Here is a 23,877-nt window from a genome sequence, read left to right on the forward strand (position 1 = left end):
TGTGCCGGTGCGATTTCGTGGCGGACCTGATCACCTTCTGCGGAGGAGTATCCCGCGGCTGCCGCGCTTGCGGAGGTACGCACGGCCGCCGACGATCGGCTCGACCCGCGGGAGGACCAGATCGAGCTCTTCCTCGATCGACCAGGCGCTCGGCCACACCTGCCGGGCCAGCCGGTCCGGCTCCATCGACACGAACACGCGATCGGTCGGGAAACGGTCGAGCAGGGTCAGGTCCTGGCCGTAGTACAGCATCTCGATCAGCAGGTACGCCGACCCCGTCAGCCGCCGGGTGGTGGTGAGTTCCTCGAAGCTGTGCCGGTGGATCCGGACGTCACCCTCGACGGTGTCCCGCAGCCGGGCCAGGAAGTTGGCGTTCGGTTCGGTCGCGTCCACCGCGTAGCCGTCGTGCAGCAGCCGCCGGGTCAGCGCTCCTTCGCAGGCGCCGACCTCGATCACCCGCCCGGCCACCGGATCGAGATGCCCGCGCACCCAGGCCGCGGTCGCGTCCAGCCGCTCCAGCTCGTACGCCGAGGTCGCGAACTCCCACGGATCGGCGACCACCGCCGCGTTCGAGCTCAAGCTGCCCATCACCGCGAACAGCCGGGCCCGCTCGTCGGGACCGGAGTCGAAGAACCGCTCGACCGACTGGATCCGGCGGGTCGGCAGCGCGTTGTCGTCCTCCTCGCCGAGGCGGAGCAGGCTGGCGCAATGGGTGTTGACGAAGTCCAGCTTGGCGTCGACCAGCGGCTGTTCGAGCTGAACGTCCAGGTCGGTCCGCCACTGGAACCAGTGCGCGTCCCCGACCGCGTGCCGGACCGGTGCCCGCCGGATCGCGGCAGCCAGCTCGTACCCCCACTGCCCACGGCGCTCGCGGCTGTCGGCAGGGGAGTGGGTCCAGACCATCGCCGCGACATCGCCGGTCTCGAGCGCGATCGCGTCGGCGGCGCTGCCTGGTGAGAAGGGCTTTGCGCCGTCGCCGGAGGTTTGCAGCAGCCCTGCCAGCGGCGCCAGGCGGCCGGCGAGCGGGACGCCCGCCGGCAGCCGGAGATAGGCACCACGGTCGGCGATGACCAGATGCACTTCGCGGCCGGAGCCTGGATCTAGGACGGAGAGGAAGTCCAGTACGACATCCTCGGGACGCGAGACGGCAATGACGTCGATCATCGGAGCCCAGTTTACGCAAGAAGTCTACGAAAAGCCGGGTGGCGCGTGTCGCGTGGTGACCGCCTGGTGCTGGAATCCCTGCCTGAGGTCAGTTCCTGAGCTCGGCGTAGACGTCGGCGAGCTCGCCGGCCGTGGCGGCCTTGGCCCACCGGGCGGTGCCGTCGGCCAGTACTTCGTGCTGACCGGTCTCGATCCCGTCCAGCGCCGCCTTGGCGATGTCGGCCGGACTCTCCTTGGCGTCCGTCACGCCGGTGGTCATGTCGGTGTCGACGTAGCCCATGTGCAGGCCGGTCACGCCGATGCCGCGGTCGAGAAGCTCCAGCCGCAGTGCGTTGGTCTGCGACCACAGGGCGGCCTTCGTCGCGGAGTACGCGCCGTGCCGGGCGACCCAGGACAGCGCCGAGTGCGCGTTCAGCAGGTGGCCGCCGCCGTTGCTCTCGATCACCGGGACGAACGCGCGAGTCAGGTTCAGTGGACCGAAGAAGTTGACGTCGAAGACCTCGCGGATCGCCTCCAGCGGCACGTCGAGGTAGGTGTCCGGCGAGCTGCCGCCGGCGTTGTTGATCAGCACCGTGACGTCGGGCGCCGCGGCGACCAGTGCGTCGATCGAGGCCTGATCGGTCACCTCGAGCGGCAGTGTGACGACGCGGGGGTCGCTGCTGGGCTGCGGGGCGCGTGCGGTGGCGTAGACCTTCTTGACGCCGCGGGTGAGCAGATCCGCGACGAGCGCCTTGCCGATGCCGCGGTTGCCGCCGGTGACGAGCACCACGGCGCCTTCGAGGGTGGTCATGAGAACTCCTGGAGATCGTGAGGGGGAAACCGTTCTGTTTCCACACTGTAAACCGATCTGTTTTCAAGTGCAAGCCGAGCCGGTACGCTCGAAACATGAACTCCCAGGCGACACCCCGCGAGCGGCTGCTGGACGCGGCGGGCGAACTCTTCTACCGAGACGGCGTGCACGTGGGCGTGGACGCGCTCTGCAAGGCGGCCGGTGTCTCGAAGAAGTCGATGTACCAGTTGTTCCGCTCGAAGGACGAGCTGATCGCCGAGAGCCTCGCCAGCGTGGGACCGGCATACCAGCAGGCGCTGGAGCCCGGGATCGACGACGGCGCGACGCCGCGGGAGCGGATCCTGGCGGTCTTCGAGAAGCAGGACCGGCTGGCCGCGAACGGCGAGTTCTTCGGTTGCCCGTTCGTCAGCACGGCGGTCGAGCTGAAGAACCCGGAGCACCCGGGCAGTGTGGTCGCGCGGCACTTCAAGCAGCGGCTGACCGACTTCTTCCTCGGCGAACTCGTGGCCGCGGGGGTCGACGACCCCGAGGCGATGGCGGTGCAGCTCACGATGACCTTCGACGGCGCGAGCGCCCGGGCCGTCGTACGGGCCCAGGCGCTCGGCGGTGTCGGGATCAAGATGGCTGCGACTCTGCTGGACGCGGCCGGCGTACGGGCTGCCGAGTTAGCCGGCCAGGCCCGCTAGTTCGGAGCCGGCCAGCAGGAAGGCGCCGACACCGAAGTCGGCGGTGGACTGGTAGTTGACCGGTTGGCTCGACTCCGGCCGGTCCCCGACCTTCTGCACATAGCCGAGGAAACCGTCCGGGTGAACGGCGGTCTGGGCCATTCCGTTCCACGCCCGTGCCGCCATCGGGAGATGGGTGACCGCGGGCACCAGGCCGGCTTTGACCGCGTACGCCGTGGCGTAGGCGAAGAACGCGGTGCCACTCGTCTCCGGGCCGGGAAGGTGTTGCGGGTCGCCGAGATTGACGTTCCAGAACCCGTCGGGCCGCTGGATCGGCCGCAACGCAGTCACCAGTTGCGTGAGCGTACTGCGGTACTCGGCGACGTTCGGCTGGTCGGCGGGCAGCGCCTTCAGCGTTTTCACGTGACCGGCGGCCACCCAGCCGTTGCCCCGCGACCAGAGCACCGGCTTGCCGTTCGGTGAGACGATCTTGCCAGGCAGGAACCGGTCGTCGCGGTACCAGAGTCCGCTCGACGCGACGTACAGGCCGCGCCTGAGTTTGGTGTCGCGGTACAGCTGGTGCAGCTTCGTCCAGTACGCCGGATCGCGGCGTAGGCGGCCGATCCGGGCGAACGGCGGCATCGCCATGTGCAGGGCATCGTCCCACCACCAGTCATCGATCTTGCTGCTGGCAACCATTCTTCGCAGCGTCTCCGTTGCCGCAGTCAACTTGTTCGCCGAGGGCTCGAGTTCGTGGAGATCCAGGTAGACCTGGATGGCGTTGTGGTTGTCGGCGTGCCGGGTAGCGACGCCTTCGCGGATTCCGTAGGCATGCCGCTCGGCCCAGCTGCGGGTGTAGTCGAGATAGCGGCGTTCGCCGGTCAGGCGGTAGGCGGCCATCAGACCGCTGAAGAAGGTCGCCCGGGCCCAGCCGTTGTCACCGGACTGGGGGTGAGTGGCGATCCACTGGTCCGCGACCCGGCGGACCAGCGTCACGATCTGGGCGCGACCAGGGAGCGGATCGGAGGGTGGCGTCGCGGCGGACGCGGTGACGGAGGGTAGTGCCGGGGCGGCCAGAACGGCGGTTCCCAAACTCAGGAAATGACGTCGTTTCATGGGACAAGACCTCGCATTGTTCCATCGGGGACGGGACAAATCAGATTTCTGTTCCAGGTGAAGTTATTGCTGGTTTGGATATTGACGCCTTCACCCTCTGTCGTCAAACTTCCGAAAAGACTCTGCGGTAGTGGGGGGAATCGCAGCGTCACACCGCCCCCGCACGCAAGGAATCCGCCCATGAAGAAAGCTCTGAAGAAGAAGGCGCTGCTTCCAGCGGTCGCCGCTACCTGTGCCGCCTTGATGGTCAGCACCCTGATCGGTCCGGCCGTAGCCGCTCCCAAGGCGGATACCGCGCCGGCCGTAGTTCAGGCGCCCTTGGCGCCCGGCACGTTCACCCACCCCGGCGTCGGGGTCAGCCGCGCGCAACTGGACTTCGTCCGCGCCAAGGTGAACGCCGGGGCGCAGCCCTGGACCAACGCGTTCAACCAGGCCAGGAACAGCACCTACGGCTCACTGAGCCGGACGCCGAAACCGCGTGCGGTGGTCGAGTGCGGGTCGTACTCGAACCCCGACCTCGGCTGCCGGGACGAGCGCGGCGACGCGATCGCGGCGTACACGACCGCGCTGATCTGGTACATCACCCGGGACGACCGCTATGCGCAGAAGTCGATCCAGTTGATGGACGCCTGGTCGAACACCATCCGCGACCACACCAACAGCAACGCGCCGCTGCAGACCGCCTGGTCGGCCTCGTCATGGCCAAAGGCCGCCGAGCTCATCAAGCACGTCTACGGCAACTGGCCGAACGCGGGCCGGTTCGGCACGATGCTGCGCAACGTCTACCTGCCCGAGATCATCAACGGCTCGAACTCCAACGGGAACTGGGAGTTGAGCATGACCGAGGCGATCCAGGGCATCGGGGTCTTCCTCGACGACGCTGCGGTCTACGACAAGGCGATCTCGCTGTTCCGGGTCCGTACGCCGGCCTTCGTGTACCTGGAGTCCGACGGCCCGTTGCCGAGGACCAAGCCGAGCCAGAACCTCAACACCCGCGACAAGATCGTCGCCTACTGGCAGGGGCAGGGCACCTTCGTCAACGGCCTGACCCAGGAGACCTGCCGCGACTTCGTGCACACCGGCTACGGCATCTCGGCGATCTCCCACGTGCTGGAGACCTCACGGATCCAGGGCATCGACCTGTACCCCGAGTTCGGCGCCCGGCTGCAGCACGCGCTCGGGTTCCAGTCCCGCTACGAGCGCAACCTCGAGGCCGTCCCGTCCTGGCTCTGCAACGGCAGCCTCAAGCGCGGCCTCGGTCCGATCACCGAGGTCGGCTACAACGCCCTGCACACCCGCCTGGGCATCGGCATGGCCAATACCCAGGCCCTGACCGAGTCCCGCCGCCCGGCCGGCACCAACGATCTCTTCGTGGCCTGGGAGACCCTCACCCACGCCGAGAACCCGAGCTGACCTTCACTCCATCGGTTCGCCGCGCTTCCAGTAACCCTGGAAGGAGACGGCGGACTTGGGAAGACCGACCTGGTTGACCAGGTGCCGGCGGATCTGCTTGATCATGGCGGATTCGCCGGCCACCCAGGCGAAGTCGACGTCGCGGGCGAGCGACGCTGCTTCGAGGGCCTCGGGCAACGACTTCGGAGTGCCCTCGGGCGCTCCGGCGTGCGGGAGCCAGGTGATGTCCACCCGGCCGAGGCTCGGCAGCGAGCGGATGTCGCGGATGTCGGGGACCTCCACGAAGACAGTCGCCCGGACGTCGGCCGGCAGCTGCTCCAGGATGCCGGCCAGGGCCGGCAGTGCCGTCTCGTCGGCGATCAGCACGCGGTGCAGACTCGTTGCCGGAGGCACGTAGTCGACGCCGGAGTTGAGCAGGCCCTTGGTGCTGCCGGTGTCGACGGCGAAGGGCAGGATCAAGCCGATCTGGTCGCCCAGCGCGGCTTCGCTGACCCAGGCCGACGCGGGCCCGTTCACGCCGTGCAGGACGAACTCGATGTCCAGCTCCGCGACCGCCGGCCGGAGCGCGCGCACCGTGTAGGTGCGCATCACGGACCGCTCCTCGACCGGCTGCGCGCACCAGCCGGCGTACCAGTCCTTGCCGACCGGCAGTCGCAGTTCGCTGCCGTTGGGCGGCGGGAGCAGGATCTTGATCCGCTGGTCCGGACCGGCGGTGACCGCGTCCCCGAGCCGGGGGCCGGTGAAGGTGACCCGGCGCAGGTGCGGGCTGACATCGTCGATCGCCGCGACGGTGCCGAACACGGAGTCGAAGTCGATCGGGCGTTCGAGGATGGACGTCATGGCGGCGTCTCCGTCAGGAAAGTAGTGACAAAGCAGGGGTTCAGGTGCGAGTCGGCGGACCTGCGGGTTATGGTGAAGCACCTAGAGGTTAGCCTTACCTAAGAGGATCCCCCAAGTCCCATGGCACCGCCTTCCATCACCGACACGGTCCCCGCCGGCAACTCGGGAGCAGCTCCCGCCGGCGGTCAGCGGCGCCCCCGCGCCCGGCGTACGACGTTGGTGCTCGGGTTGGTCGTGTGCGTCGCGCTGCTGGCGCTGATCGCGTTGCTGAGCATCGCGGTCGGATCGAAGCAGATCCCGTTGCCGACCGTGATCGACGCGTTGCGCCACTACGACGAGGCCAACACCGACCACGTGATCGTCCGGTCGCTGCGCGTACCGCGGACGCTGATCGGACTGCTCGTCGGTGCCGCGCTCGGGCTGTCCGGTGCGCTGATGCAAGGCGTCACCCGCAACCCGCTGGCCGACCCGGGCATCCTCGGTGTCAACGGCGGTGCCGCGCTCTTCGTGGTGGCGGGCATCTACTGGTTCGGCCTCAGCAGTCTGACGGCGTACGTGTGGCTCGCCTTCGCCGGCGCGGCCGCGGCCTCGGTGGCGGTGTACGTTCTCGGCTCGCTCGGTCGCGAAGGCGCGACCCCGGTGAAGCTCGCGCTGGCCGGTGCCGCGCTGACCGCGATGCTCGGCTCGCTCACCACCGCGCTGCTGATCGGTGACGTCGACACCTTCGACCAGTTCCGGTTCTGGGCGGTCGGTTCGCTGGCCGGCCGCGGCTCGGACATCGCCGGCCAGGTCGCGCCGTTCATCCTGATCGGAATCGTCCTCGCGCTGGTCTCCGGGCGGGTGCTGAACGCGCTGTCGCTCGGCGACGACGTGGCCCGGTCGCTGGGGCAGCGGGTCGGAATGGCCCGGCTGTTCACGGCGGTCACCGTCGTCCTGCTCTGTGGCGCGGCCACCGCGGCCGCCGGCCCGATCGGCTTCGTCGGCCTCACCATCCCGCACATCGCGCGGCTGGTGACCGGCCCGGACTACCGCTGGATCCTGCCGTACTCGATGCTGCTCGCGCCGATCCTGCTGCTCGGCTCGGACGTGATCGGCCGGGTCGTGGCCCAGCCCGGCGAGCTCCAGGTCGGTATCGTCACCGCCGTCATCGGCGCACCGTTCTTCATCGCCCTGGTACGCCGCCGGAAGCTGGCGGACCTCTGATGACCGGTCTCACCACGGAGCACGCGCCCGCTCAGGTGATCTCCCACGCCCGCGCGGTCCGGCAGGCCCGCAACGCCGCCGTGGTCGCCGTGCTGGCCGTGGTCGTCTTCGTCGTCTTCTGTGTCTCGCTGTCGCTCGGCGACTTCAAGATTCCGGTCGTCGACGTGGTCAAGACGCTGTTCGGTGGCGGCGACAAGGCCACCGAGTTCATCGTCAACCGGCTCCGGCTGCCGCGCGCGCTGACCGCAGTACTGGTCGGTGCCGCGCTCGGCCTGTCCGGCGCGATCTTCCAGAGCATCGCCCGCAACCCGCTGGCCAGCCCGGACATCATCGGCGTCACCTACGGTGCCAGCGCGTTCGCGGTCTTCGCGATCATCACCCTCGGCCTGACCGGTATCGCCGTGTCGGGGATGGCGATCGTCGGCGCGCTGCTGACCGCGATCACCATGTACCTGCTCGCCTGGCGCCGCGGGGTCTCGAGCTACCGGCTGATCCTGGTCGGGATCGGGATCGGCGCGATCGCGACCAGCCTCACGTCGTACCTGCTGACCAAGGCGCGGGTCGAGATCGCCCAGCAGGCGCTGATCTGGCTGACCGGCAGCCTGAACGGACGGGACTGGACGCACGTCCGGTCGGTCCTGATCACCCTGGTGGTGCTCACGCCGGTGATGGCACTGCTCGTGCACCGGCTGCGCATCCTGCAACTCGGTGACGAGACCGCGTCCGGGCTGGGGCTGCGGGTCGAGCGCTCGCGGCTGGGGCTGATCGTGGTGGCCGTGCTGCTCGCCGCCGTCGCGACCGCGGCGGCCGGACCGATCGGTTTCGTCGCGTTCGTGGCGCCGCCGATCGCCCGCTGGCTGACCCGTTCACCGGGGCCGGCGATGGTCGCGTCGGCACTGATCGGCGCGCTGGTGGTGGCGCTGTCCGACCTGATCGCACAGCACGCGCTGGGGGAGACCCAACTGCCGGTCGGGGTCGTCACCGGCCTGGTCGGCGCGCCGTACCTGATGTTCCTCTTGGCCCGGACCAACCGGATCGGAAGTGGTGGCTGACATGGAGACGCACGTGGAGCACAGCCTGTCGGCCGAGAGCCTCGCCGTCGGCTACGACCAGCGGGAGATCATCCACGACCTGTCGGTGCGGATCCCGACCGGCAAGATCAGTGTCATCGTCGGTGCCAACGCCTGTGGCAAGTCGACCCTGCTGAAGACGCTGGCCCGGCTGCTGAAGCCGAGCCGCGGCACGGTGCTGCTGGACGGCAAGAGCATCCAGTCGATCCCGACCCGGCAGGTGGCGACCAAGCTCGGGCTGTTGCCGCAGTCACCGACCGCGCCGGAGGGGATCACGGTCGCAGACCTGGTCGGGCGCGGCCGCTACCCGCGGCAGGGCTGGATCCGGCAGTGGACCAAGGGCGACGACGAGGCGATCGCCGACGCGATGCGCTCGACCGACGTACTGGAGATCGCCGACCGGCCGATCGACGAGCTGTCCGGTGGTCAGCGGCAGCGGGTCTGGATCGCGATGGCGCTCGCCCAGGAGACCGACATCCTGCTGCTCGACGAGCCGACCACCTTCCTCGACCTGACCCACCAGTTCGAGGTCCTGGACCTGCTGGTCGACCTGAACCGGCGCGACCAGCGCACGATCGTGATCGTGCTGCACGACCTCAACCAGGCCTGCCGGTTCGGCGACCACCTGATCGCGATGAAGCAGGGCGCGATCGTTGCTGAGGGCAACCCCAGCGAGGTGATCACCGAGCAGGTCGTCCAGGACGTCTTCGGGCTGGCGGTGAAGGTCATCCCGGACCCGGTCGCCGGTACGCCGATGGTGGTCCCGATCGGCCGGCACACCCTCCGCCTCCAGGACCAGCCGGCCACCCAGCCGACCACCGTCAGCCCGAGCGCGACCGCCGAAGGCCCGGCCGCCAAGGCGCTGGCCGCATCGGCCGCCGCCAACGGCATCTGCCGCCCGGCCGACCGCTAGCGCTCGCAACCCCACCGCTAGCGGGTTAGGTCAGTGCTTGCCTGCGGCGTACTTGGAAGAGGATCAGGCCGGCGAGCAGGGCGCCCAAACTGCCCAGGGTGAGGTCGCCGAGGGTGTCGGTGTAGGCGGTCTGCAGTTCGGTGGAGTGGCGGACGAAGGCGACATACTCGCCGAGCTCCCAGATCACCGCGGCGGTGGCGCCGAAACCGAGGGCGACGACGGCGGTCAGGGCGCGGCTGAGGTCACGGGGAGCGAAGGCGGTCAGGGCGCCCGCGGTGAGCAGTGCCCACAGGCTGAAGTGCATCGCGTCGTCCCACCAGGTGATGGTGTCGAACAGGTTCAGCCGGTTGCCGAGCAGGTCGATCAGCCAGGGCAGCGTGAGCAGCAGGTCGGCATGCCATGGGAAGGCCTTGTGCAGCTTGCTTTTCGCGCGGCCGTAGGCGAACCACCACAGCGGCAGTACCAGCGCGCCGATCGGGTAGACGACCAGTCGCGCGGTCGATGCCTTGCCTTTGATCCCGCTCAGGTCCGGCCAGATCAGCGCCGTCAGCAACAGTGCGAAGAGCGCGATCTTGGCCAGCAAAGCGGCGTACTTCGCCAGGTCGGCCGGTCCGGCCGCGGCGCGGGTGGTGGCAACCATCGTCGTCATGCTCCCAGTCAATCCGCTCGGGGCGGCCGCGTGGATGCGTAGTACTACGTGAAAAGCCCCCGATCGCGTCATTGTGACGCAATCGGGGGCCGATCAGTAGGAGGTGTCAGCTGACGCTGATCAGGTCGACCACGAAGATCAGGGTTTCGCCGGGCTTGATCGCGCTGCCCGCGCCGCGGTCGCCGTAGCCCAGGTGCGGCGGGATGACGAGCTTGCGCCGGCCGCCCACCTTCATCCCCTGGACGCCGGTGTCCCAGCCCTGGATGACCTGGCCGACGCCGAGCTGGAAGGCCAGCGGCGCGCCACGGTTGTAGGAGGCGTCGAACTCCTCACCGGTCGAGTGGGCGACACCCACGTAGTGCACGTTGACGCGGGAACCGGCCTTGGCCTCGTCGCCGTCGCCCTCGGTGATGTCGGTGATCTCCAGATCCGCCGGCGGCGGGCCCTCCGGAAATTCGATCTCAGGCTTGTCAGTCATACCCACAGCTAAGCAGATGGGCGGACCCGCATCACTCACCAACCCCGCTCCGAGCGCTCCAGGAGACGCTGGTCGAGCGTGCCGACGGCGCCCCGGCGGAGGTTGGTCAGTGGTGCACGTTCACCTGCCGGCGAGCACCTCGCGCAGTTTCACCGCGAACTCGGCCGGTTGGCCGGGCATCCCGTACTCGTCGCCGAGGAAGCCGCCGTGGTTGCTCGGGAACACCTCCGGGGTGAGGCCGAGCCGCTCGGCCACCGCCTTGCCACCGCGGGCCGCGAGCTGGTTGGCCGACTCCTCGCCGACCCCGATCACCAGTTGGCCGGCCGACCGGCCGAGTGCGTCGAAGTCCGGCAGGTACGACGTACAGCGGCGCAGGTTCTGCCCGAGCAGCGCGTCGTCGCGAGAGCCGTCGTCCTCAGTGGGCAGCCCGAACATCGCCGGGTCGGGCGCCGGCTGGTCGGTGTAGTCGGCCGGGATCTCGCCCTCGTAACTGACGATCGAGATGAACTTCGCCATCGCCGGGCCCATGCCGTCGCGCTGGTAGGTCTGGTGGATGTCCTCGCAGGCCTTGAGCGCCGCCTCGCTGTCCGGGACGAGCGAGGCTAGCGGCGGTTCGTGCGCGATCACCTTGTTGACCAGGTCGGGGCGCCGGGCCAGCAGAGCGATCGCGTTCACCGCGCCTCCGCTGCTGGCGAAGACGTCGACCGGACCGACGTCGAGCGACTCGATCAGGGTGGCCAGGTCGGCAGCGTGGTCGTCGGGGGAGAGCTCGCCGGAGCCGTCGGTGCGGGTACTGCGCTCGACCCCGCGCGGGTCGTAGGTCACGACCGTGCGGTCGGTGAAGTGCGACGCCAAAGTCGGGAAACCGCTCGCGCCCATCGGCGAGCCGATCATCAGCAGCACGGGCCGGTCCTGGAGATCGCCACGCACGTCGTAGCTCAGGACGGCACCAGGAACGTCGAGGGTCCGAGTAACAGGGTCGGGCATGACAACTCCTCAGATCGGTCAGGTGGCTGCACTGTAAACCAGGTCCGCGGCCGCTCAGCGCCTCCGAGTCAATCAAAATGTCCTGCGAGTAAATTGCCCGCCACCACGAGTAATCGAGACGTGGGGTGAATCGCAACGGTGGCGTCGGCGGTTCGTCCGGAGTCTCGGGGCCCGGGGCAACTAAGGTCGCCCGACTGTTACTGGTAGTGGGCACTTCGGTGTGTCGGGTGAGGATGCGTTGTGAGTTCAGCTGGACAAGGCCTGGGTGCTGTTCGCGAGCCGGTCGCGGTGATCGGGATGGCGGCCCGGGTCCCGGAAACGGCGCGCGCCGAGTCGTTGGGCGGACTGCTGGACCGGGAGGGCAGTTCGATCGCCGAGGCCCCGGCGGAGTGGTTCGCCGGTGAGGCGTTCGACGCGGAGTTCTTCGGGATCCCGCCGGCTGAGGCCGACGGCGTGACGCCGCGGCAGCGGTTGCTGATGGAGGTCGCCTGGGAGGCGTTCGAGGACGCCGGGCTGACGCTCGCGGGGGTGGCGACGCTCAGGGCCGAAGTGCTGATGGGTGGAGACGCGTGCGGTGACGATGCCGGACGGGTCTCCTCGGTGCTGACCGCGCGGGGCCTGAGCGTCGCTGTCGATGCCGCTTGCTCGTCGTCGTTGGTCGGCGTACACCTGGCGATGCGCTCGCTGCGCGCGGGAGACTGCGAGATCGCGTTCGCCGGTGGGGAGGTGGCCGGTGAAGGGGTGGCGGTCGTCGCGCTCAAGCTGCTGTCGCGGGCCGTCGCCGAGGGCGACCGGGTGCACGCTGTGATCAAGGGCAGCTCGGCCGGCGTGACGTCGCCTGACTCGGATGGGGCCGATGGACTGCGGACGGCGTACTGCGATGCGGGGGTGGAGCAGGGCGCCGGTACGACGGTCGACGGGGGTGGTGCCGACGGGATGGTCGGTCTTCTTGAGGCGGTGCTGAGCGTCAAGCACGGCTTCCTGTCAGCCGAAGCCGAGGTCGAGGACGCGCCTCGTCGCGGGTGCGTCAGCAGCTTGGCGGCCGGCGGTGCGGCTGTGCAGTTGGTGCTGGAGGAACCGCCGGTCCCGGACTCAGCTTCTGAGCATCTCATCGGCGCGATGGAGAAGCCGGTGCTGTTCGCGATTTCGGCTCGGAGCGAGGTGGCGCTGGCGGAGTTGGCGGGGCGCTATCGCGATCTGGTGGTCAGGGGCGAGGTTGCGTTGAGCGACGTTGCCTACTCGGCTGCGGTACGGCGTACTCAGCACTCGCAGCGGCTGGCGGTGGTGGCCGAGTCGGGGGAGCAGGCCATCGATCAACTGGATTCGTTTGCTCGCGGGGTGTTGACCAGCGGGGTGGTCGCGGGGGAGGCCGGAGGCGGATCGAGTGTCGCTCACTCCACCGCGTGGGTCTTCGCCGGCGAGGGCGGGCAGTGGCTCGGCATGGGACGTGAGCTGCTGGCCGGTGAGCAGGTCTTCGCCGAGCAGATCGCCGCGTGTGAGGCGGCCATGACCCCGTACGTCGACTGGTCGCTCACCGCGGAACTCGCTGCATCCGAGGAGGATTCGCAGCTCGCCCGGGTCGACGTGGCCCAGCCGGCGATCTTCGCCGTACAGGTCGCGCTGGCGGCGCTGTGGAAGGATCGGGGGTTCACTCCGGACGTCGTGGTCGGGCACTCGATGGGTGAGGTCGCCGCTGCTCATGTCGCCGGAATACTTGATCTCGACGACGCGGTCAGGGTGATCTGCCACCGCAGCGGGCTGATGCGCGCAGTCGTCGGTGCAGGCGCGATGGTAGAGGTCGAGCTGTCTCAGGAGGACGCTGAGGAGCTTTTGGTCGGGCGCTCCGAGATTTCTCTTGCTGCGTGCAACGGTCCGGCGTCCTCGGTGCTATCCGGTGACGAAGAGGTCATCGCCGAGATCCTTGCCGAGCGTGGCGTCTCCGGTCGTCGGCTCGAGGTATCGGTCGCTTCCAACAGTCCTCTGATGGAATTGTTGCAGGACGAATTTCTCGAGCTGTTGTCCTCGCTGAACCCCAAGCCGGGGCACATTCCGCTGTGCTCGACCGTGTACGGCGAGACTGTCGACGGTACGGATCTCGGTCCGGAGTACTGGGTCGACAATCTTCGCGAGCCGGTGCTGTTCGGCGATGTCATTCAGCACCTCGCGGCCGGTGGACACGACACCTTCGTCGAGTTCGGCCCGCATTCGCTGCTCGAGTCCGCTGTCCGGCAAAATCTGCTCGACCGCCCTGGGGTCGTGGTCGGGGCGATGTCTCGTGAGAGCAATGGTCAAGCCGCGCTGCTCGCGGCGGTCGCCGAGTTGCACGTCGCCGGCCGGGCGGTCCCGTGGGAAAGCCTCTCCGATCCGGCTGCCCGCTATGTGTCGCTGCCTGCCTATCCCTGGCAGCGCGAGCGGTTCTGGCCCGACGCTCCGCCCGTGTCCGTCGCTGCGGTTGACTCCGTTGCCGACCTCGGTCTTGTCACCGAGCCCGCTGCAGGCGCCGAGGTCCTCCCCGTCGCTGGGTTGCCTGCCGTCGACCAGGTGCTTCCAGCTGACCAGGTGCCTCCAGCCGACCAGGTGTTTCCGATCGCCGAGTCGGTTTCTGTCGCTGAGTTGCTTCCGGTCGCCGACTTCGTTGCTGTGGATGAGTTGCTTCCCGTCGCCGAGCCGGATCAACTCGCCGAGTCCATCTCCGTCAGCGAGCCCATTCCGTTCATCGGTCCGCTTCCTTCCGCCGAGTCCGATCCCGTCGACGAACTGCTTCCGGTCGCCGAGCTGGATCAACTCGCCGAGTCCGTCGGCGAGCCGATCTCCTTCATCGGTCCGCTTCCCTTCGCTGAGTCCGTTCGCACCGACGAGTTGCTTCCGGTCGAGGAGCCCCTTTCCTCTGGCGAGCTCAGCTCCTTCATCGGACCACTTCCGATCGCCGAGCCCGTTCCCGCCGACGAGCTGCTTCCGGTCGCCGAGCCCGATCGCCTCGCCGAGTCCATTTCCGCCGATGAGCCCATCAGCTTCATCGGACCACTTCCCTTCGCCGAGCCCGTTCCCCTCGACGATCCCCTCCTCGTTTCCGCCCCAGCTCCTGCAACCTCCGACCCCGAGCCGGCCGCCGAACCCGCCGACCTCGTCGCACACCCACCCCGCCCACTCGTCGGCGCCTACCTCCGACTCGCCCCCGGCGACACCTACGTCTGGGACATCGAACTAAACCTCCACCACCATCCCTACCTGGCCGAGCACCGTCTCAACGACCTGCCCGTCCTCCCGGCATCGGCGTACCACGAACTGGCGCTGACAACCGCCGCGCAGATCCTCGGCTCCATTCCATTCTCCGTCCGCGACCTCAGCCTCGACCGCCCCCTCTTCCTCGTCGACGACGAGCCCATGCGCCTGCAGATCCGTTGCACGCAAGAGGACGGCGTCCACCGCTGGAACTGCTACGCCGACGACAGTAAGTGGTTGCTACTGGCAACAGCAGTCATCGACCCCGAACCCGACCGGGTCGCGACCGCGCCACTGGACCTGCCGGACTCAGCGCAGTACGAGGAACTGATCGACCTCGCGCAGCACTATGCCGCCACCGAGGCGCGCGGGATCGTGCGGACCGGCCCGTTCCGGACGCTCACCTCGCTCCGGCGTCGGTCGGCGGAGATCCTGGCCGAGTTCACCATCGACGAGTCGATCGCCGACGAGCTGGATCAGCACACGTTCCACCCGGCGCTGCTGGAGTCGGCGCTCCAGCCGCTGATGTCCTTACTCGCCGACGAGGAAGTTGCCCCCGACACCTATCTTCCGGTGGGTACCGCCCGTTGCCACGGCGAAGGCAAACCCGCTCTCGGTACGTCGCTGTGGTGCAAGGTCACCCGGACCTCGACTGCCGACGAGGTCGACCTCGTCCGCGGTGACATCGTGATCGGCGACAGCAACGGCCGGCAACTGCTGGCGATCGAGGGCTTCCAATTGAAGCGGTTCGGCAGGGAGCTGCCCGAGACGTTCGAGCAGCGGGCTCAGCGGCTGCTCCATGACCTGACCTGGGTGCAGGTCGAGCCGTCAGGACAGGCTGCACCGGAAGGCACCGTGCTCGTCATCGGGGACGGCATCGCAGTACAGGCAGAACTCTCGCAGCAGGGCGCCAATGCTGTCCTGGCGCCGTCCTGCCCCGAGGGCGAGCCCGGGGCGTTCTACTGGAAACAGCTTCTCAAGACGGTGGATGCTGACTACGGGGACCTCCGGACCGTGCTCTACGTGCACTCCGGAGAGGATCTCCAAGAGCTCGTCGGCGCGATGGAACTGCTGCAGGCGCTCGCGGCCCTCGATACGCCGCCTCGACTGTGGTTCGTGACGCAGAGCGCGCAGGCTGTGCTTCCCGGCGCGTGGGTCGATCCGTTGCAGACTGCGCTGTGGGGCCTCGGCCGCGCCGTACGGTACGAGCTGCCCGGCCTGAGGTGCTCGATGCTCGACCTGTCCAGATCGCCCTCGGCGGCCGAGATCTCCGCCTTGTCTGCCGAGATCCTGGCGAACGGTCCGGAGGACGAGCTCGCGCTGCGCTACGGCATCCGGTACGCCGCCCGCCTGGTCCCCGGCGTACTCCCCGAGGAAGGCGCGAAGGTGCGGGACGACGCGACCTACCTGGTCGTCGGTGGCCTCCGCGGCGCCGGTCTCCGCACCGCCCGCTGGCTGGTCGACCAAGGCGCGCGGCATCTCGTGCTGACCAGCCGAAGCGGCCCGGACGACGCGGCCCGCGACGAACTGCGGGAAATGGCGGCCCAGGGGACGGACCTTCGGATCCTCCCGGCGGACGTCGCCGAACTCGGCCGGATGACGGAGGTCTTCGCCGAGATCCGGGAGACCATGCCGCCATTGCGGGGCGTGATCCACGCGGCCGGCATCCACGACGACGACAGCATCACCGAACTCACCGCCGACCGCTTCCTCGCCGTGATGCCGCCGAAGGTCCTGGGTGCCTGGAACCTGCACGCCCTCACCAAGGACCTGGACTTGGACTTCTTCACCCTCTACTCCTCGGCGGCCTCGCTGATCGGCTCACCGGAGCAGGGCAACTACGCCGCGGCCAACGCGTACCTCGACGGTCTCGCGCACTACCGCAACTCACGCGGCCTGCCGGCCCTCACCGTCAACTGGGGCGAATGGGCCACCGACCCAGCTCTCGACGATCGCGACTCCAACGGCTTCGACCCCGCGGACGGCCTCGCAGTACTCGGTCGTCTGCTCGGCCGCTCAGGCGCCCAAACCGCGATCATGTCCTTCGACCCAGCCGCCTCGGCCACAACCTTCCCGGCCCTGCGCACGGGCTCCCTCCTGCACGACTTCGACACCTCGCCGAACACGGCCCTCACCCGAGCCGACCTGATCCATCAATACGACCCGTCCGCCCAGGCGGCCCTCAGCACCTACCTCTGCGCCAAGCTCACGGCGATCACCGACACCCCCGCCGCCCAGCTCCAGCCCACCCAACGCCTGGACCACCTCGGCATCGATTCCCTGCAGACGGCCCAACTCCGCCGCCACCTCACCGAAGACCTCGCCACCACCCTCCCGGCAGCCGTCTTCCTCCAACCCAGAACCATCCACCAGCTGGCCGAACTCATCCTCACCAACCTGCGGTCACCACAACCCGCCTGAAAAGAACTCGCCCTCGACAGCCGGCCGGCTGTCGAGGGCGAGTTCTTCGGACTGAACTACTTCTTGACCGTCTTGTTGTACTGGTCGATCTGCGGCTGGATCGAGCTTGCCGCGGCCTTCATCGCCTCGGCCGGGTCGGTGCCCAGTACGGCCTTCTCCAGGCCGTCCTCGGACGCCTTGCGGGACTGCGGCATCACGCCGAGGATGCAGCCGGAGGAGGCGTTGGTCGGCTTGGTGTCGTGGAGCTGGGTGATCGCGGTGGTGAACTGCGGGTACTGCGCCACCCACGCCTTGTCCTCGGGGAGGTCGAGGGCCTTGGAGTTGATCGGGAAGTAGCCGGTGCCGGTGTGCCAGGAGGCCTGCTGCTCCGGCGTGGAGGCGAACTTCACGAACTCCCAGGAGGCGCGCTTCTCGGCGTCGGAGTGGCCGACGCCGTTGACCCACAGCGAGGCGCCGCCGATGATCGGGCCGCCGGTGCTGTCGGCCGACAGCTTCGGGAACGGCGCGGTCAGCACGGTGAACTTGCCCTTGGCCGCGTCCAGGTAGCCGCGCAGCGAGCCGGTCGACTCCAGGTGCATCGCCGACGTGCCGGACTTGAAGACCGCCTGGGCGTCGTCGGTCTTCTTGCCGGTGTTCGGCATCAGGCCCTGCTTGACCATCTGCTGGTACCAGGTGGCCACCTTGACACCCTGCTCGTCGGCGAAGTTCACCTTGGTGGCCAGGTCCTTGCGGCCGTTCTCGTTGTCGCAGTACGTCGTCCCGGACTGCGCGATCAGCTGCTCGACGAACCAGCCGTAGATCGCCGCGTTGAACCCGTACTGCGTGGTCTTGCCGCCCGACTTGACGGTCAGCTTCTTCGCCGCCGTCATGATCTCGTCCAGGTTGGCCGGCGGCTTCGCCGGGTCCAGCCCGGCCTTCACGAAGGCTTCCTTGTTGATGTAGAGCAACGGCATCGACGTGTTGAACGGCATCGAGTTCAGCTGCTCGTCGATCGAGTAGTAGTTGGCGATGTTCGGCTCGATCGAGTCCAGCGCGTAGCCGTCCTTGTCGGCGAACTTCTGCACCGGCACGGTCTGCTTGGAGTCGATCATGAAGCGCGAGCCGATGTCGTAGATCTGCACCACCGACGGCGTGTTGCCCTGCTGGACCGAGGTCTTGTACTTCGTGATCGTCTCGTCGTAGTCGCCCTGGTAGACCGCGGTGACCTCGATCTTGCCGGTGTTCTTGGCGTTGAACGCCTTCACCAGCTTGTCGACGGCCTCCCCGTTGGCGCCCTTCATGCCGTGCCAGAACGTCACCTTGGTGACGCCGGTGGCCTTGTCCAGCGCGTCCGCGCCGGGCGCGTCCTGACCGCCGCTCGAGCCGCCACCTTCGTCGCTGCTGCTGCCGCAGCCGGTCGCCACCAGGGCGAGCACGGCCAGCAGGGAGACCGCGGCCGCCGTACGTCGTTGTCCGACAGATCGCATCGTTGTTGCCCCAATCGAAGGAAAGATGGTGTTACCGGATCGCGCCCGCGGTCAGTCCGCGGACGATGAAACGCTGACCGAAGATGACGATCGCCAGCGTCGGGAGAATGGACAGGGTGACTCCGGCCAGGATCAGGCCGGGATCGGCCGCCTCGGCGTCGTTGAGCTGACTGATGCCGATCTGCAACGTACGGCGCGACGCCGAGTCGCCGATCAGCAGCGGCCAGAAGAACTGGTTCCAGCCGGCCAGGAAGACGTACAGCCCGACCGCCATCAGGGCCGGCTTGTTCAGCGGCACCAGGATCTGGCGCAGGAACCGCCAGTGCCCGCAGCCGTCGATGGTGGCCGCGTCCCGCAGCTCGCTCGGGAACTGCAGGAACGACTGCCGCAGCAGGAAGACCCCGAACGCGTTCGCCAGGAACGGCAGCACCAGGGCCAGCATCGTGCCGGCGTACGACGCGGTCAGCCGCTCGCCACCGACCGACCAGCCGGTGATGGTCAGGTAGTTCGGCAGCACGATCGACTCCCACGGCACCATCAGCGTGCCGAGGAACAGCCCGAACAGCACGGTCCGGCCCCACATCTTCATGAAGACGAACGCGTACGCCGCCAGCACGCTGGTGATCAGCTGCGACAAGGTGATGATCGAGGTCTGCAGGATCGAGTTCAGGTACTGCCGGCCGATCGGCGTGCCGGACGAGGTCGCGCCCTCGTAGTTGCCGGTGAAGACGCCGTGCGGGAACAGGTCCGGCGGGTACGACGAGATCTGGCCGGGCGACATGATCGACCCCGCGATCACGTAGTAGACCGGGAAGATCACCGCGATCGCGGCCAGGATCAGGACGGCGTAGGTGACGATCCGTCCGGCGGTCAGTTGTCTCACTTGTAGTGCACCCGCCTCTCGAGGACGCCGAACTGGATCGCGGTACAGGCCAGCAGGATCACCAGCAGCACGATCGCCTGCGCCGACGCGGCGCCGAAATCGCTGTTGTTGTTGGCGAAAGCGGTGTGGTAGATCGAGTAGACCAGCGTCTTGGTGGACTGCTCGGGACCGCCCTCGGGGGTGAGGATCTTGATCTGGCCGAAGCCCTGCAGCGACTGGATGGTGGAGATCACCACCAGGAAGAACAGTTGCGGGCCGAGCATCGGCACGGTGATGAACCGGGCCGCGCGCCAGCCACCGGCGCCGTCCAGGGTGGCCGCCTCGTTGATCTCCTGCGGGATCGCGCCGATACCGGCCGACAGCACCAGCACGTTGTAGCCGATGCTCATCCACACGGTGGTGATCGCGACGCTGATCAGCGCCCAGGACGGGTCGGTCAGCCAGCCGATCCGGTCCAGCCCGAACCGGCCGAGCAGGCCGTTGGCCAGCCCGATCGCGGGGTTGTAGATGGTCGCGAAGATCACCGACGCGCTGGCCACCGAGAAGGCGAACGGCAGCGCGAAGGCGGTCCGGAAGATCCGGATCCCCTTGATCTGCTGCTCGAGCAGCAACACGATCGCCAGCCCGCCCAGCACACCGGGGATCACCGTCAGCAGCACGAAGGCGAAGGTGACCCACAGGATGTGCCGGAACTCGGCGCTGCCGAGCATGTCCCGGTAGTGCTGCAGGCCCACGAAGGCGTCCGGGCGGCCGAACAGGTCCGACCCGTGCAGCGACAGCGAGACGGACTTGCCGAGCGGCCAGACGATGAACAGGGCGAAGATCACCACGCACGGCAGCAACATCAGCCAGGACGCCAGCGACGCTGCGGTGGGCCCTCGGCGGGCGGTCGCAGGTGCGGAACTCGTAGTCAATCGAATACCTCCAGTCAGGCGCAGTCTTACACCCGGCCGGGCCGGGCAAAACCAGCACACGCGTAAGTGCACTAGGCTCATGGCTCGTGAAGGTTCTAGTCATCGGCACTGGCGGCCGTGAACACGCACTCGTCTGGGCGCTCAGCCGGGACCCCGAGGTCGAGCAGGTCGTGGCGGCCCCGGGCAACCCTGGTATCGCCACGTTGCAACCGTCGTACGACGGGCAGACGATCGTCTGCCGGCCGGTCGACAGCTCGGACCACGACGCGGTCGTCGCGCTGGCCACCGAGCTGGGCTCCGACCTGGTCGTCGTCGGCCCCGAGGCACCGCTGGTCGCCGGACTGGCCGACCCGCTGCGTGCCGCCGGGATCGCCGTCTTCGGCCCGTCCAAGGACGCGGCCGAGATCGAGGGGTCGAAGGCCTTCGCCAAGGACGTGATGGCCGCCGCGAGCGTGCCGACCGGCCGGGCCTACGTCTGTACGACGCCGGAGCAGGCCGCCGAGGCGATCGACGCCTTCGGCCCGCCGTACGTGGTGAAGGACGACGCGCTCGCCGCGGGCAAGGGCGTGGTGGTCACCTCCGACCGCGCCGAGGCGCTCGAGCACGCGGCCGGCTGCGAGCAGGTGCTGATCGAGGAGTTCCTGGACGGACCCGAGGTCTCGCTGTTCGCGATCACCGACGGCGTCACCGTGCTGCCGATGCAGCCGGCTCAGGACTTCAAGCGCCTCGCGGACAACGACGAAGGCCCGAACACCGGCGGCATGGGCGCCTACACCCCATTGCCCTGGGCTCCGGAAGGGCTGGTCCAGGAGATCACCGACCTGGTGCTCCAGCCGACCGTCGACGAACTGCGCCGCCGTGGCACCCCGTTCAGCGGTCTCCTGTACGCCGGACTCGCGCTGACCTCCCGCGGCACCCGGGTGATCGAGTTCAACTGCCGCTTCGGTGATCCCGAGACCCAAGCGCTGCTGCCGCTGCTCAAGACCCCGCTCGGCGGCCTCCTGTACGCCGCCGCGACGGGCAAGCTCGCCGATGTCCAGCCGCTGAGCTGGAAGTCGGGGGCGTCGGTCGCGGTCGTGGTCGCGGCCAAGAAGTACCCGGCCAAGCCCCGCAGCGGTGACGTGATCAGCGGGATCGAGCAGGCCGAGACGGGCGGCGTCCACGTCTTCCACGCCGGCACCGCGATCGAGGACGACGAGGTGGTCACCGCGGGCGGCCGGGTGCTCGCGGTCAGCGCCAGCGGCAAGGACCTCGACGAGGCCCGCCAGCGCGCGTACTCCGGTGTCGGCCAGCTCCGGATCAAGGGCTCGCAGCACCGCACGGACATCGCGCTGAAGGCGGCTCGCGGCGAGATCGAGCTGCACCCGGTCAGCTGACTCTCGGCCTTCGGCGGCCGGCGACCTCGCCAGCTGCGCCCTGCTGACGGTCGCTCCCTGAGGCTGGGAGAGAATGGGGTACGTGCCGACCTCCAGCAAGCCCCGGATCCCGAACGTTCTCGCTGCCCGCTACGCCAGTCCGTCGATGGCGGAGCTGTGGTCGCCGGAGTACAAGATCGTGCTCGAGCGGCAGCTGTGGCTGGCGGTGCTCGGGGCGCAGAAGGCCTACGGGGTCGATGTTCCGGACGGTGTGATCGAGGACTACCGGGTGGTGATCGACCAGGTCGACCTGGAGTCGATCGCGGCGCGGGAGCGGGTCACCCGGCACGACGTGAAGGCGCGGATCGAGGAGTTCAACGCGCTCGCCGGGCACGAGCACGTGCACAAGGGCATGACGAGCCGGGACCTGACCGAGAACGTCGAGCAGCTGCAGATCCGGGCCGGCCTGGTGCTGGTCCGCGATCGCGCGGTGGCGACCGCCGTCCAGCTCGGGCAGAAAGCGGCCGAGCACGCGGCGCTGGTGCTGACCGGGCGTTCCCACAACGTCGCGGCGCAGGCGACGACGCTGGGCAAGCGGTTCGCCTCGGCGGCCGACGAGCTGCTGGTCGCGATCGCCCGGCTGGAGGACCTGATCGAGCGGTACCCGCTGCGGGGGATCAAGGGCCCGGTCGGTACGTCGCAGGACATGCTGGACCTGTTCGGTGGGCAGGACAAGCTGCTCGCGGGGCTGGAGTCGGAGGTCGCGCAGCACCTGGGCTTCCGCCGGGTGCTGACCAGCGTCGGACAGGTCTACCCGCGCTCGCTGGACTACGACGTCGTCTCGGCGCTGGTCCAGCTCGCCGCCGGGCCGTCCAGCCTGGCGACGACGATCCGGCTGATGGCCGGGCACGAATTGGTCACCGAGGGCTTCAAGGACGGCCAGGTCGGCTCGTCGGCGATGCCGCACAAGATGAACACCCGGTCCTGTGAGCGGGTCAACGGGCTGGCCGTCATCCTGCGCGGTTACGCGTCGATGACCGGCGAGCTGGCCGGCAACCAGTGGAACGAGGGCGACGTCTTCTGCTCCGTCGTCCGCCGGGTCGCGTTGCCGGACGCGTTCTTCGCTCTGGACGGGCTGTTCGAGACGTTCCTGACCGTGCTGGACGAGTTCGGGGTGTACCCGGCCGTGGTGGCGCGCGAACTGGAGCGCTACCTGCCGTTCCTGACCACCACCAAGGTGCTGATGGCCGCCGTGAAGAACGGCGTCGGCCGGGAGACCGCGCACGAGGTGATCAAGGAGCACGCCGTCGCGATGGCGCTCGACCTGCGCAAGGGCACCTCGGAGAACGACCTGTTCCACCGGCTCGGCGCGGACGGCCGGCTCGGCCTGACCGAGGAGCAGATCGTCGGCATCGTCGGCGAGCCGCTGTCGTTCACCGGAGCGGCGGTGGCGCAGGTCAACACGGTCGTGGCAGCGATCGACTCGCTGGCCAAGCGCTACCCCGAGGCCGCCGCCTACACCCCTGGTGACATCCTTTAGCTCGTGTACGAACCGCTCACCTGGACGCTGGTGGCCCTGTCGCTGGCCGCGACGGTCTTCGCGCTGGTGCTGGCCGGGCTGGACCGCCGGATCAACTGGTGGCTGCTCGGGCTGCTCGGCGTGGTCGAGGTCGCCCTGCTGGCGCAACTGGTGGCCGGGATCGTTCAGCTCGCCGGTACGGAGCGCGACGTCTCCGGACCGTTCTTCGTGGGCTATCTGATCGGTTCGCTGCTGGTGCTGCCGATCGGTGCGCTGTGGGCGCTGGCCGAGAGCAGTCGCTGGGGGGCCGGCGCGCTGGCGGTCGCCTGCGTCGTCGTCCCGGTGCTCGAACTGCGGATGTACGAGATCTGGGCCGTCGGCTGATGCCGGAGGCTTCGGCGACCAAGCACGGACCGGGCCGCATCCTGATCGCCGTGTACGGCGTCTTCGCGCTCGCGGCGACCGCGCGGGCCGGCGTACAGATCGCGACCCGGTTCTCCGAGGCGCCGATCGCCTACTCGCTGTCGGCCGTTGCCGCGGTCATCTACTGCGCGGCCACCTTCGCTCTGGCCAAGGCCACCGTGATCTCCCGCCGGGTCGCGCTGGTCGCGATCCTGATCGAGCTCGCCGGCGTACTGGTCATCGGCAGCTTCAGCTATGCCGTTCCCGCCGACTTCCCCCGCGCCACCGTCTGGTCGCACTTCGGTCAAGGCTACGGCTACGTGCCGCTCGTTCTGCCGGTGCTCGGGCTGCTCTGGTTGCGCCGGACCGCGCAGGACTGACTTCCCAGCGAACTCCCAGGCAGGCAC

20 protein-coding genes are annotated in these 23,877 nt (G+C 68.6%); 10 read left to right on the forward strand and 10 right to left on the reverse strand.

The window, feature by feature from the left end; genetic code table 11:
• Nucleotides 1–30 precede the first annotated feature (30 nt).
• Nucleotides 31–1,164 carry an SAM-dependent methyltransferase gene (locus tag OX958_RS03630; RefSeq protein WP_270135709.1) on the reverse strand — a complete coding sequence of 378 codons (1,134 nt, stop codon included), beginning with the start codon at nt 1,162–1,164 and terminating at the stop codon, nt 31–33.
• Between the two features lie 88 nt (nt 1,165–1,252).
• The gene (locus OX958_RS03635) at nt 1,253–1,954 is read right to left on the reverse strand and encodes an SDR family oxidoreductase (protein ID WP_270135711.1); all 702 of its coding nucleotides are present in this window, start codon (nt 1,952–1,954) and stop codon (nt 1,253–1,255) included.
• Between the two features lie 95 nt (nt 1,955–2,049).
• On the opposite strand from OX958_RS03635, the gene OX958_RS03640 reads away from it, so the two are divergent.
• Nucleotides 2,050–2,640, forward strand: a complete 591-nt coding sequence (locus OX958_RS03640) for a TetR/AcrR family transcriptional regulator (protein ID WP_270135712.1) — start codon at nt 2,050–2,052, stop codon at nt 2,638–2,640.
• Here the strand turns inward: OX958_RS03640 and OX958_RS03645 are convergent.
• A complete protein-coding gene (locus OX958_RS03645; protein ID WP_270135713.1) occupies nt 2,620–3,735 on the reverse strand; it encodes a glycoside hydrolase family 88 protein in 1,116 nt (371 codons plus the stop codon). The two genes, OX958_RS03640 and OX958_RS03645, sit on opposite strands and share 21 nt — an antisense overlap.
• 180 nt (nt 3,736–3,915) lie before the next feature.
• Between OX958_RS03645 and OX958_RS03650 the strand changes: the two genes are divergently transcribed.
• Nucleotides 3,916–5,148, forward strand: a complete 1,233-nt coding sequence (locus OX958_RS03650; protein WP_270135714.1) for an alginate lyase family protein — start codon at nt 3,916–3,918, stop codon at nt 5,146–5,148.
• A gap of 3 nt (nt 5,149–5,151) precedes the next feature.
• Here the strand turns inward: OX958_RS03650 and OX958_RS03655 are convergent, their stop codons facing one another.
• Nucleotides 5,152–5,988: a siderophore-interacting protein gene (locus tag OX958_RS03655; protein ID WP_270135715.1), complete on the reverse strand. Its 837-nt coding sequence runs from the start codon at nt 5,986–5,988 to the stop codon at nt 5,152–5,154.
• A gap of 120 nt (nt 5,989–6,108) precedes the next feature.
• Here OX958_RS03655 and OX958_RS03660 point away from each other — a divergent pair, with 120 nt between their 5' ends.
• From OX958_RS03660 to OX958_RS03670, 3 genes are read left to right on the forward strand one after another with little or no spacing between them, the layout of a single operon-like run.
• Nucleotides 6,109–7,191 (forward strand): FecCD family ABC transporter permease, encoded by a 1,083-nt coding sequence (locus tag OX958_RS03660; protein WP_270135716.1) that lies wholly within the window; start codon nt 6,109–6,111, stop codon nt 7,189–7,191.
• Complete coding sequence (locus OX958_RS03665; protein ID WP_270135717.1) at nt 7,191–8,243, forward strand: FecCD family ABC transporter permease; 1,053 nt, start codon at nt 7,191–7,193, stop codon at nt 8,241–8,243. Before OX958_RS03660 ends, OX958_RS03665 begins: the two co-directional genes overlap by 1 nt.
• A gap of 1 nt (nt 8,244) precedes the next feature.
• Complete coding sequence (locus OX958_RS03670) at nt 8,245–9,174, forward strand: ABC transporter ATP-binding protein (protein WP_270135718.1); 930 nt, start codon at nt 8,245–8,247, stop codon at nt 9,172–9,174.
• A gap of 25 nt (nt 9,175–9,199) precedes the next feature.
• Here the strand turns inward: OX958_RS03670 and OX958_RS03675 are convergent, their stop codons facing one another.
• From OX958_RS03675 to OX958_RS03685, 3 genes are all read right to left on the reverse strand, one after another.
• Nucleotides 9,200–9,823, reverse strand: a complete 624-nt coding sequence (locus tag OX958_RS03675) for a hypothetical protein (RefSeq protein ID WP_270135719.1) — start codon at nt 9,821–9,823, stop codon at nt 9,200–9,202.
• Nucleotides 9,824–9,929: 106 nt separating this feature from the next.
• On the reverse strand, nt 9,930–10,301 hold the full coding sequence (locus OX958_RS03680) for an FKBP-type peptidyl-prolyl cis-trans isomerase (RefSeq protein ID WP_270135720.1): 372 nt from the start codon (nt 10,299–10,301) through the stop codon (nt 9,930–9,932).
• 120 nt (nt 10,302–10,421) lie between these two features.
• On the reverse strand, nt 10,422–11,288 hold the full coding sequence (locus tag OX958_RS03685) for an alpha/beta fold hydrolase (RefSeq protein ID WP_270135721.1): 867 nt from the start codon (nt 11,286–11,288) through the stop codon (nt 10,422–10,424).
• 240 nt (nt 11,289–11,528) lie between these two features.
• Here OX958_RS03685 and OX958_RS03690 point away from each other — a divergent pair, with 240 nt between their 5' ends.
• Entirely contained in the window at nt 11,529–16,931 is a 5,403-nt protein-coding gene (locus tag OX958_RS03690) for a type I polyketide synthase (RefSeq protein ID WP_270135723.1), read from the forward strand.
• Between the two features lie 56 nt (nt 16,932–16,987).
• Here the strand turns inward: OX958_RS03690 and OX958_RS03695 are convergent, their stop codons facing one another.
• From OX958_RS03695 to OX958_RS03705, 3 genes are read right to left on the reverse strand one after another with little or no spacing between them, the layout of a single operon-like run.
• On the reverse strand, nt 16,988–18,397 hold the full coding sequence (locus tag OX958_RS03695; protein ID WP_270135724.1) for an ABC transporter substrate-binding protein: 1,410 nt from the start codon (nt 18,395–18,397) through the stop codon (nt 16,988–16,990).
• 31 nt (nt 18,398–18,428) lie between these two features.
• Nucleotides 18,429–19,280 carry a carbohydrate ABC transporter permease gene (locus OX958_RS03700; protein WP_270135725.1) on the reverse strand — a complete coding sequence of 284 codons (852 nt, stop codon included), beginning with the start codon at nt 19,278–19,280 and terminating at the stop codon, nt 18,429–18,431.
• A complete protein-coding gene (locus OX958_RS03705) occupies nt 19,277–20,125 on the reverse strand; it encodes a carbohydrate ABC transporter permease (RefSeq protein WP_270135726.1) in 849 nt (282 codons plus the stop codon). Before OX958_RS03705 ends, OX958_RS03700 begins: the two co-directional genes overlap by 4 nt.
• Nucleotides 20,126–20,280: 155 nt before the next feature.
• Here OX958_RS03705 and purD point away from each other — a divergent pair, with 155 nt between their 5' ends.
• From purD to OX958_RS03725, 4 genes are all read left to right on the forward strand, one after another.
• Entirely contained in the window at nt 20,281–21,570 is a 1,290-nt protein-coding gene (gene purD / locus OX958_RS03710) for a phosphoribosylamine--glycine ligase (protein WP_270135729.1), read from the forward strand.
• Between the two features lie 73 nt (nt 21,571–21,643).
• Nucleotides 21,644–23,089, forward strand: a complete 1,446-nt coding sequence (purB, locus tag OX958_RS03715; protein ID WP_270135730.1) for an adenylosuccinate lyase — start codon at nt 21,644–21,646, stop codon at nt 23,087–23,089.
• 3 nt (nt 23,090–23,092) lie between these two features.
• Nucleotides 23,093–23,452 carry a hypothetical protein gene (locus OX958_RS03720; RefSeq protein ID WP_270135731.1) on the forward strand — a complete coding sequence of 120 codons (360 nt, stop codon included), beginning with the start codon at nt 23,093–23,095 and terminating at the stop codon, nt 23,450–23,452.
• Nucleotides 23,452–23,850, forward strand: coding sequence for a hypothetical protein (locus tag OX958_RS03725; protein WP_270135733.1), 399 nt, complete (start codon nt 23,452–23,454; stop codon nt 23,848–23,850). Before OX958_RS03720 ends, OX958_RS03725 begins: the two co-directional genes overlap by 1 nt.
• Nucleotides 23,851–23,877: the final 27 nt, after the last annotated feature.

Origin of the sequence: Kribbella sp. CA-293567 (assembly GCF_027627575.1) — a bacterium.
GTDB lineage: Bacteria > Actinomycetota > Actinomycetes > Propionibacteriales > Kribbellaceae > Kribbella.

Coding starts and splice junctions, on each gene's coding strand:
- OX958_RS03725 (WP_270135733.1), top strand. CDS start 23,452: ATGCCGGAGGCTTCGGCGACCAAGCACGGACCGGGCCGCATCCTGATC.
- OX958_RS03695 (WP_270135724.1), bottom strand. CDS start 18,397: ATGCGATCTGTCGGACAACGACGTACGGCGGCCGCGGTCTCCCTGCTG.
- OX958_RS03650 (WP_270135714.1), top strand. CDS start 3,916: ATGAAGAAAGCTCTGAAGAAGAAGGCGCTGCTTCCAGCGGTCGCCGCT.
- OX958_RS03635 (WP_270135711.1), bottom strand. CDS start 1,954: ATGACCACCCTCGAAGGCGCCGTGGTGCTCGTCACCGGCGGCAACCGC.
- OX958_RS03665 (WP_270135717.1), top strand. CDS start 7,191: ATGACCGGTCTCACCACGGAGCACGCGCCCGCTCAGGTGATCTCCCAC.
- OX958_RS03640 (WP_270135712.1), top strand. CDS start 2,050: ATGAACTCCCAGGCGACACCCCGCGAGCGGCTGCTGGACGCGGCGGGC.
- OX958_RS03685 (WP_270135721.1), bottom strand. CDS start 11,288: ATGCCCGACCCTGTTACTCGGACCCTCGACGTTCCTGGTGCCGTCCTG.
- OX958_RS03655 (WP_270135715.1), bottom strand. CDS start 5,988: ATGACGTCCATCCTCGAACGCCCGATCGACTTCGACTCCGTGTTCGGC.
- purB (WP_270135730.1), top strand. CDS start 21,644: ATGGGGTACGTGCCGACCTCCAGCAAGCCCCGGATCCCGAACGTTCTC.
- OX958_RS03660 (WP_270135716.1), top strand. CDS start 6,109: ATGGCACCGCCTTCCATCACCGACACGGTCCCCGCCGGCAACTCGGGA.
- OX958_RS03670 (WP_270135718.1), top strand. CDS start 8,245: ATGGAGACGCACGTGGAGCACAGCCTGTCGGCCGAGAGCCTCGCCGTC.
- OX958_RS03705 (WP_270135726.1), bottom strand. CDS start 20,125: ATGTTGCTGCCGTGCGTGGTGATCTTCGCCCTGTTCATCGTCTGGCCG.
- OX958_RS03675 (WP_270135719.1), bottom strand. CDS start 9,823: ATGACGACGATGGTTGCCACCACCCGCGCCGCGGCCGGACCGGCCGAC.
- OX958_RS03645 (WP_270135713.1), bottom strand. CDS start 3,735: ATGAAACGACGTCATTTCCTGAGTTTGGGAACCGCCGTTCTGGCCGCC.
- OX958_RS03680 (WP_270135720.1), bottom strand. CDS start 10,301: ATGACTGACAAGCCTGAGATCGAATTTCCGGAGGGCCCGCCGCCGGCG.
- OX958_RS03630 (WP_270135709.1), bottom strand. CDS start 1,164: ATGATCGACGTCATTGCCGTCTCGCGTCCCGAGGATGTCGTACTGGAC.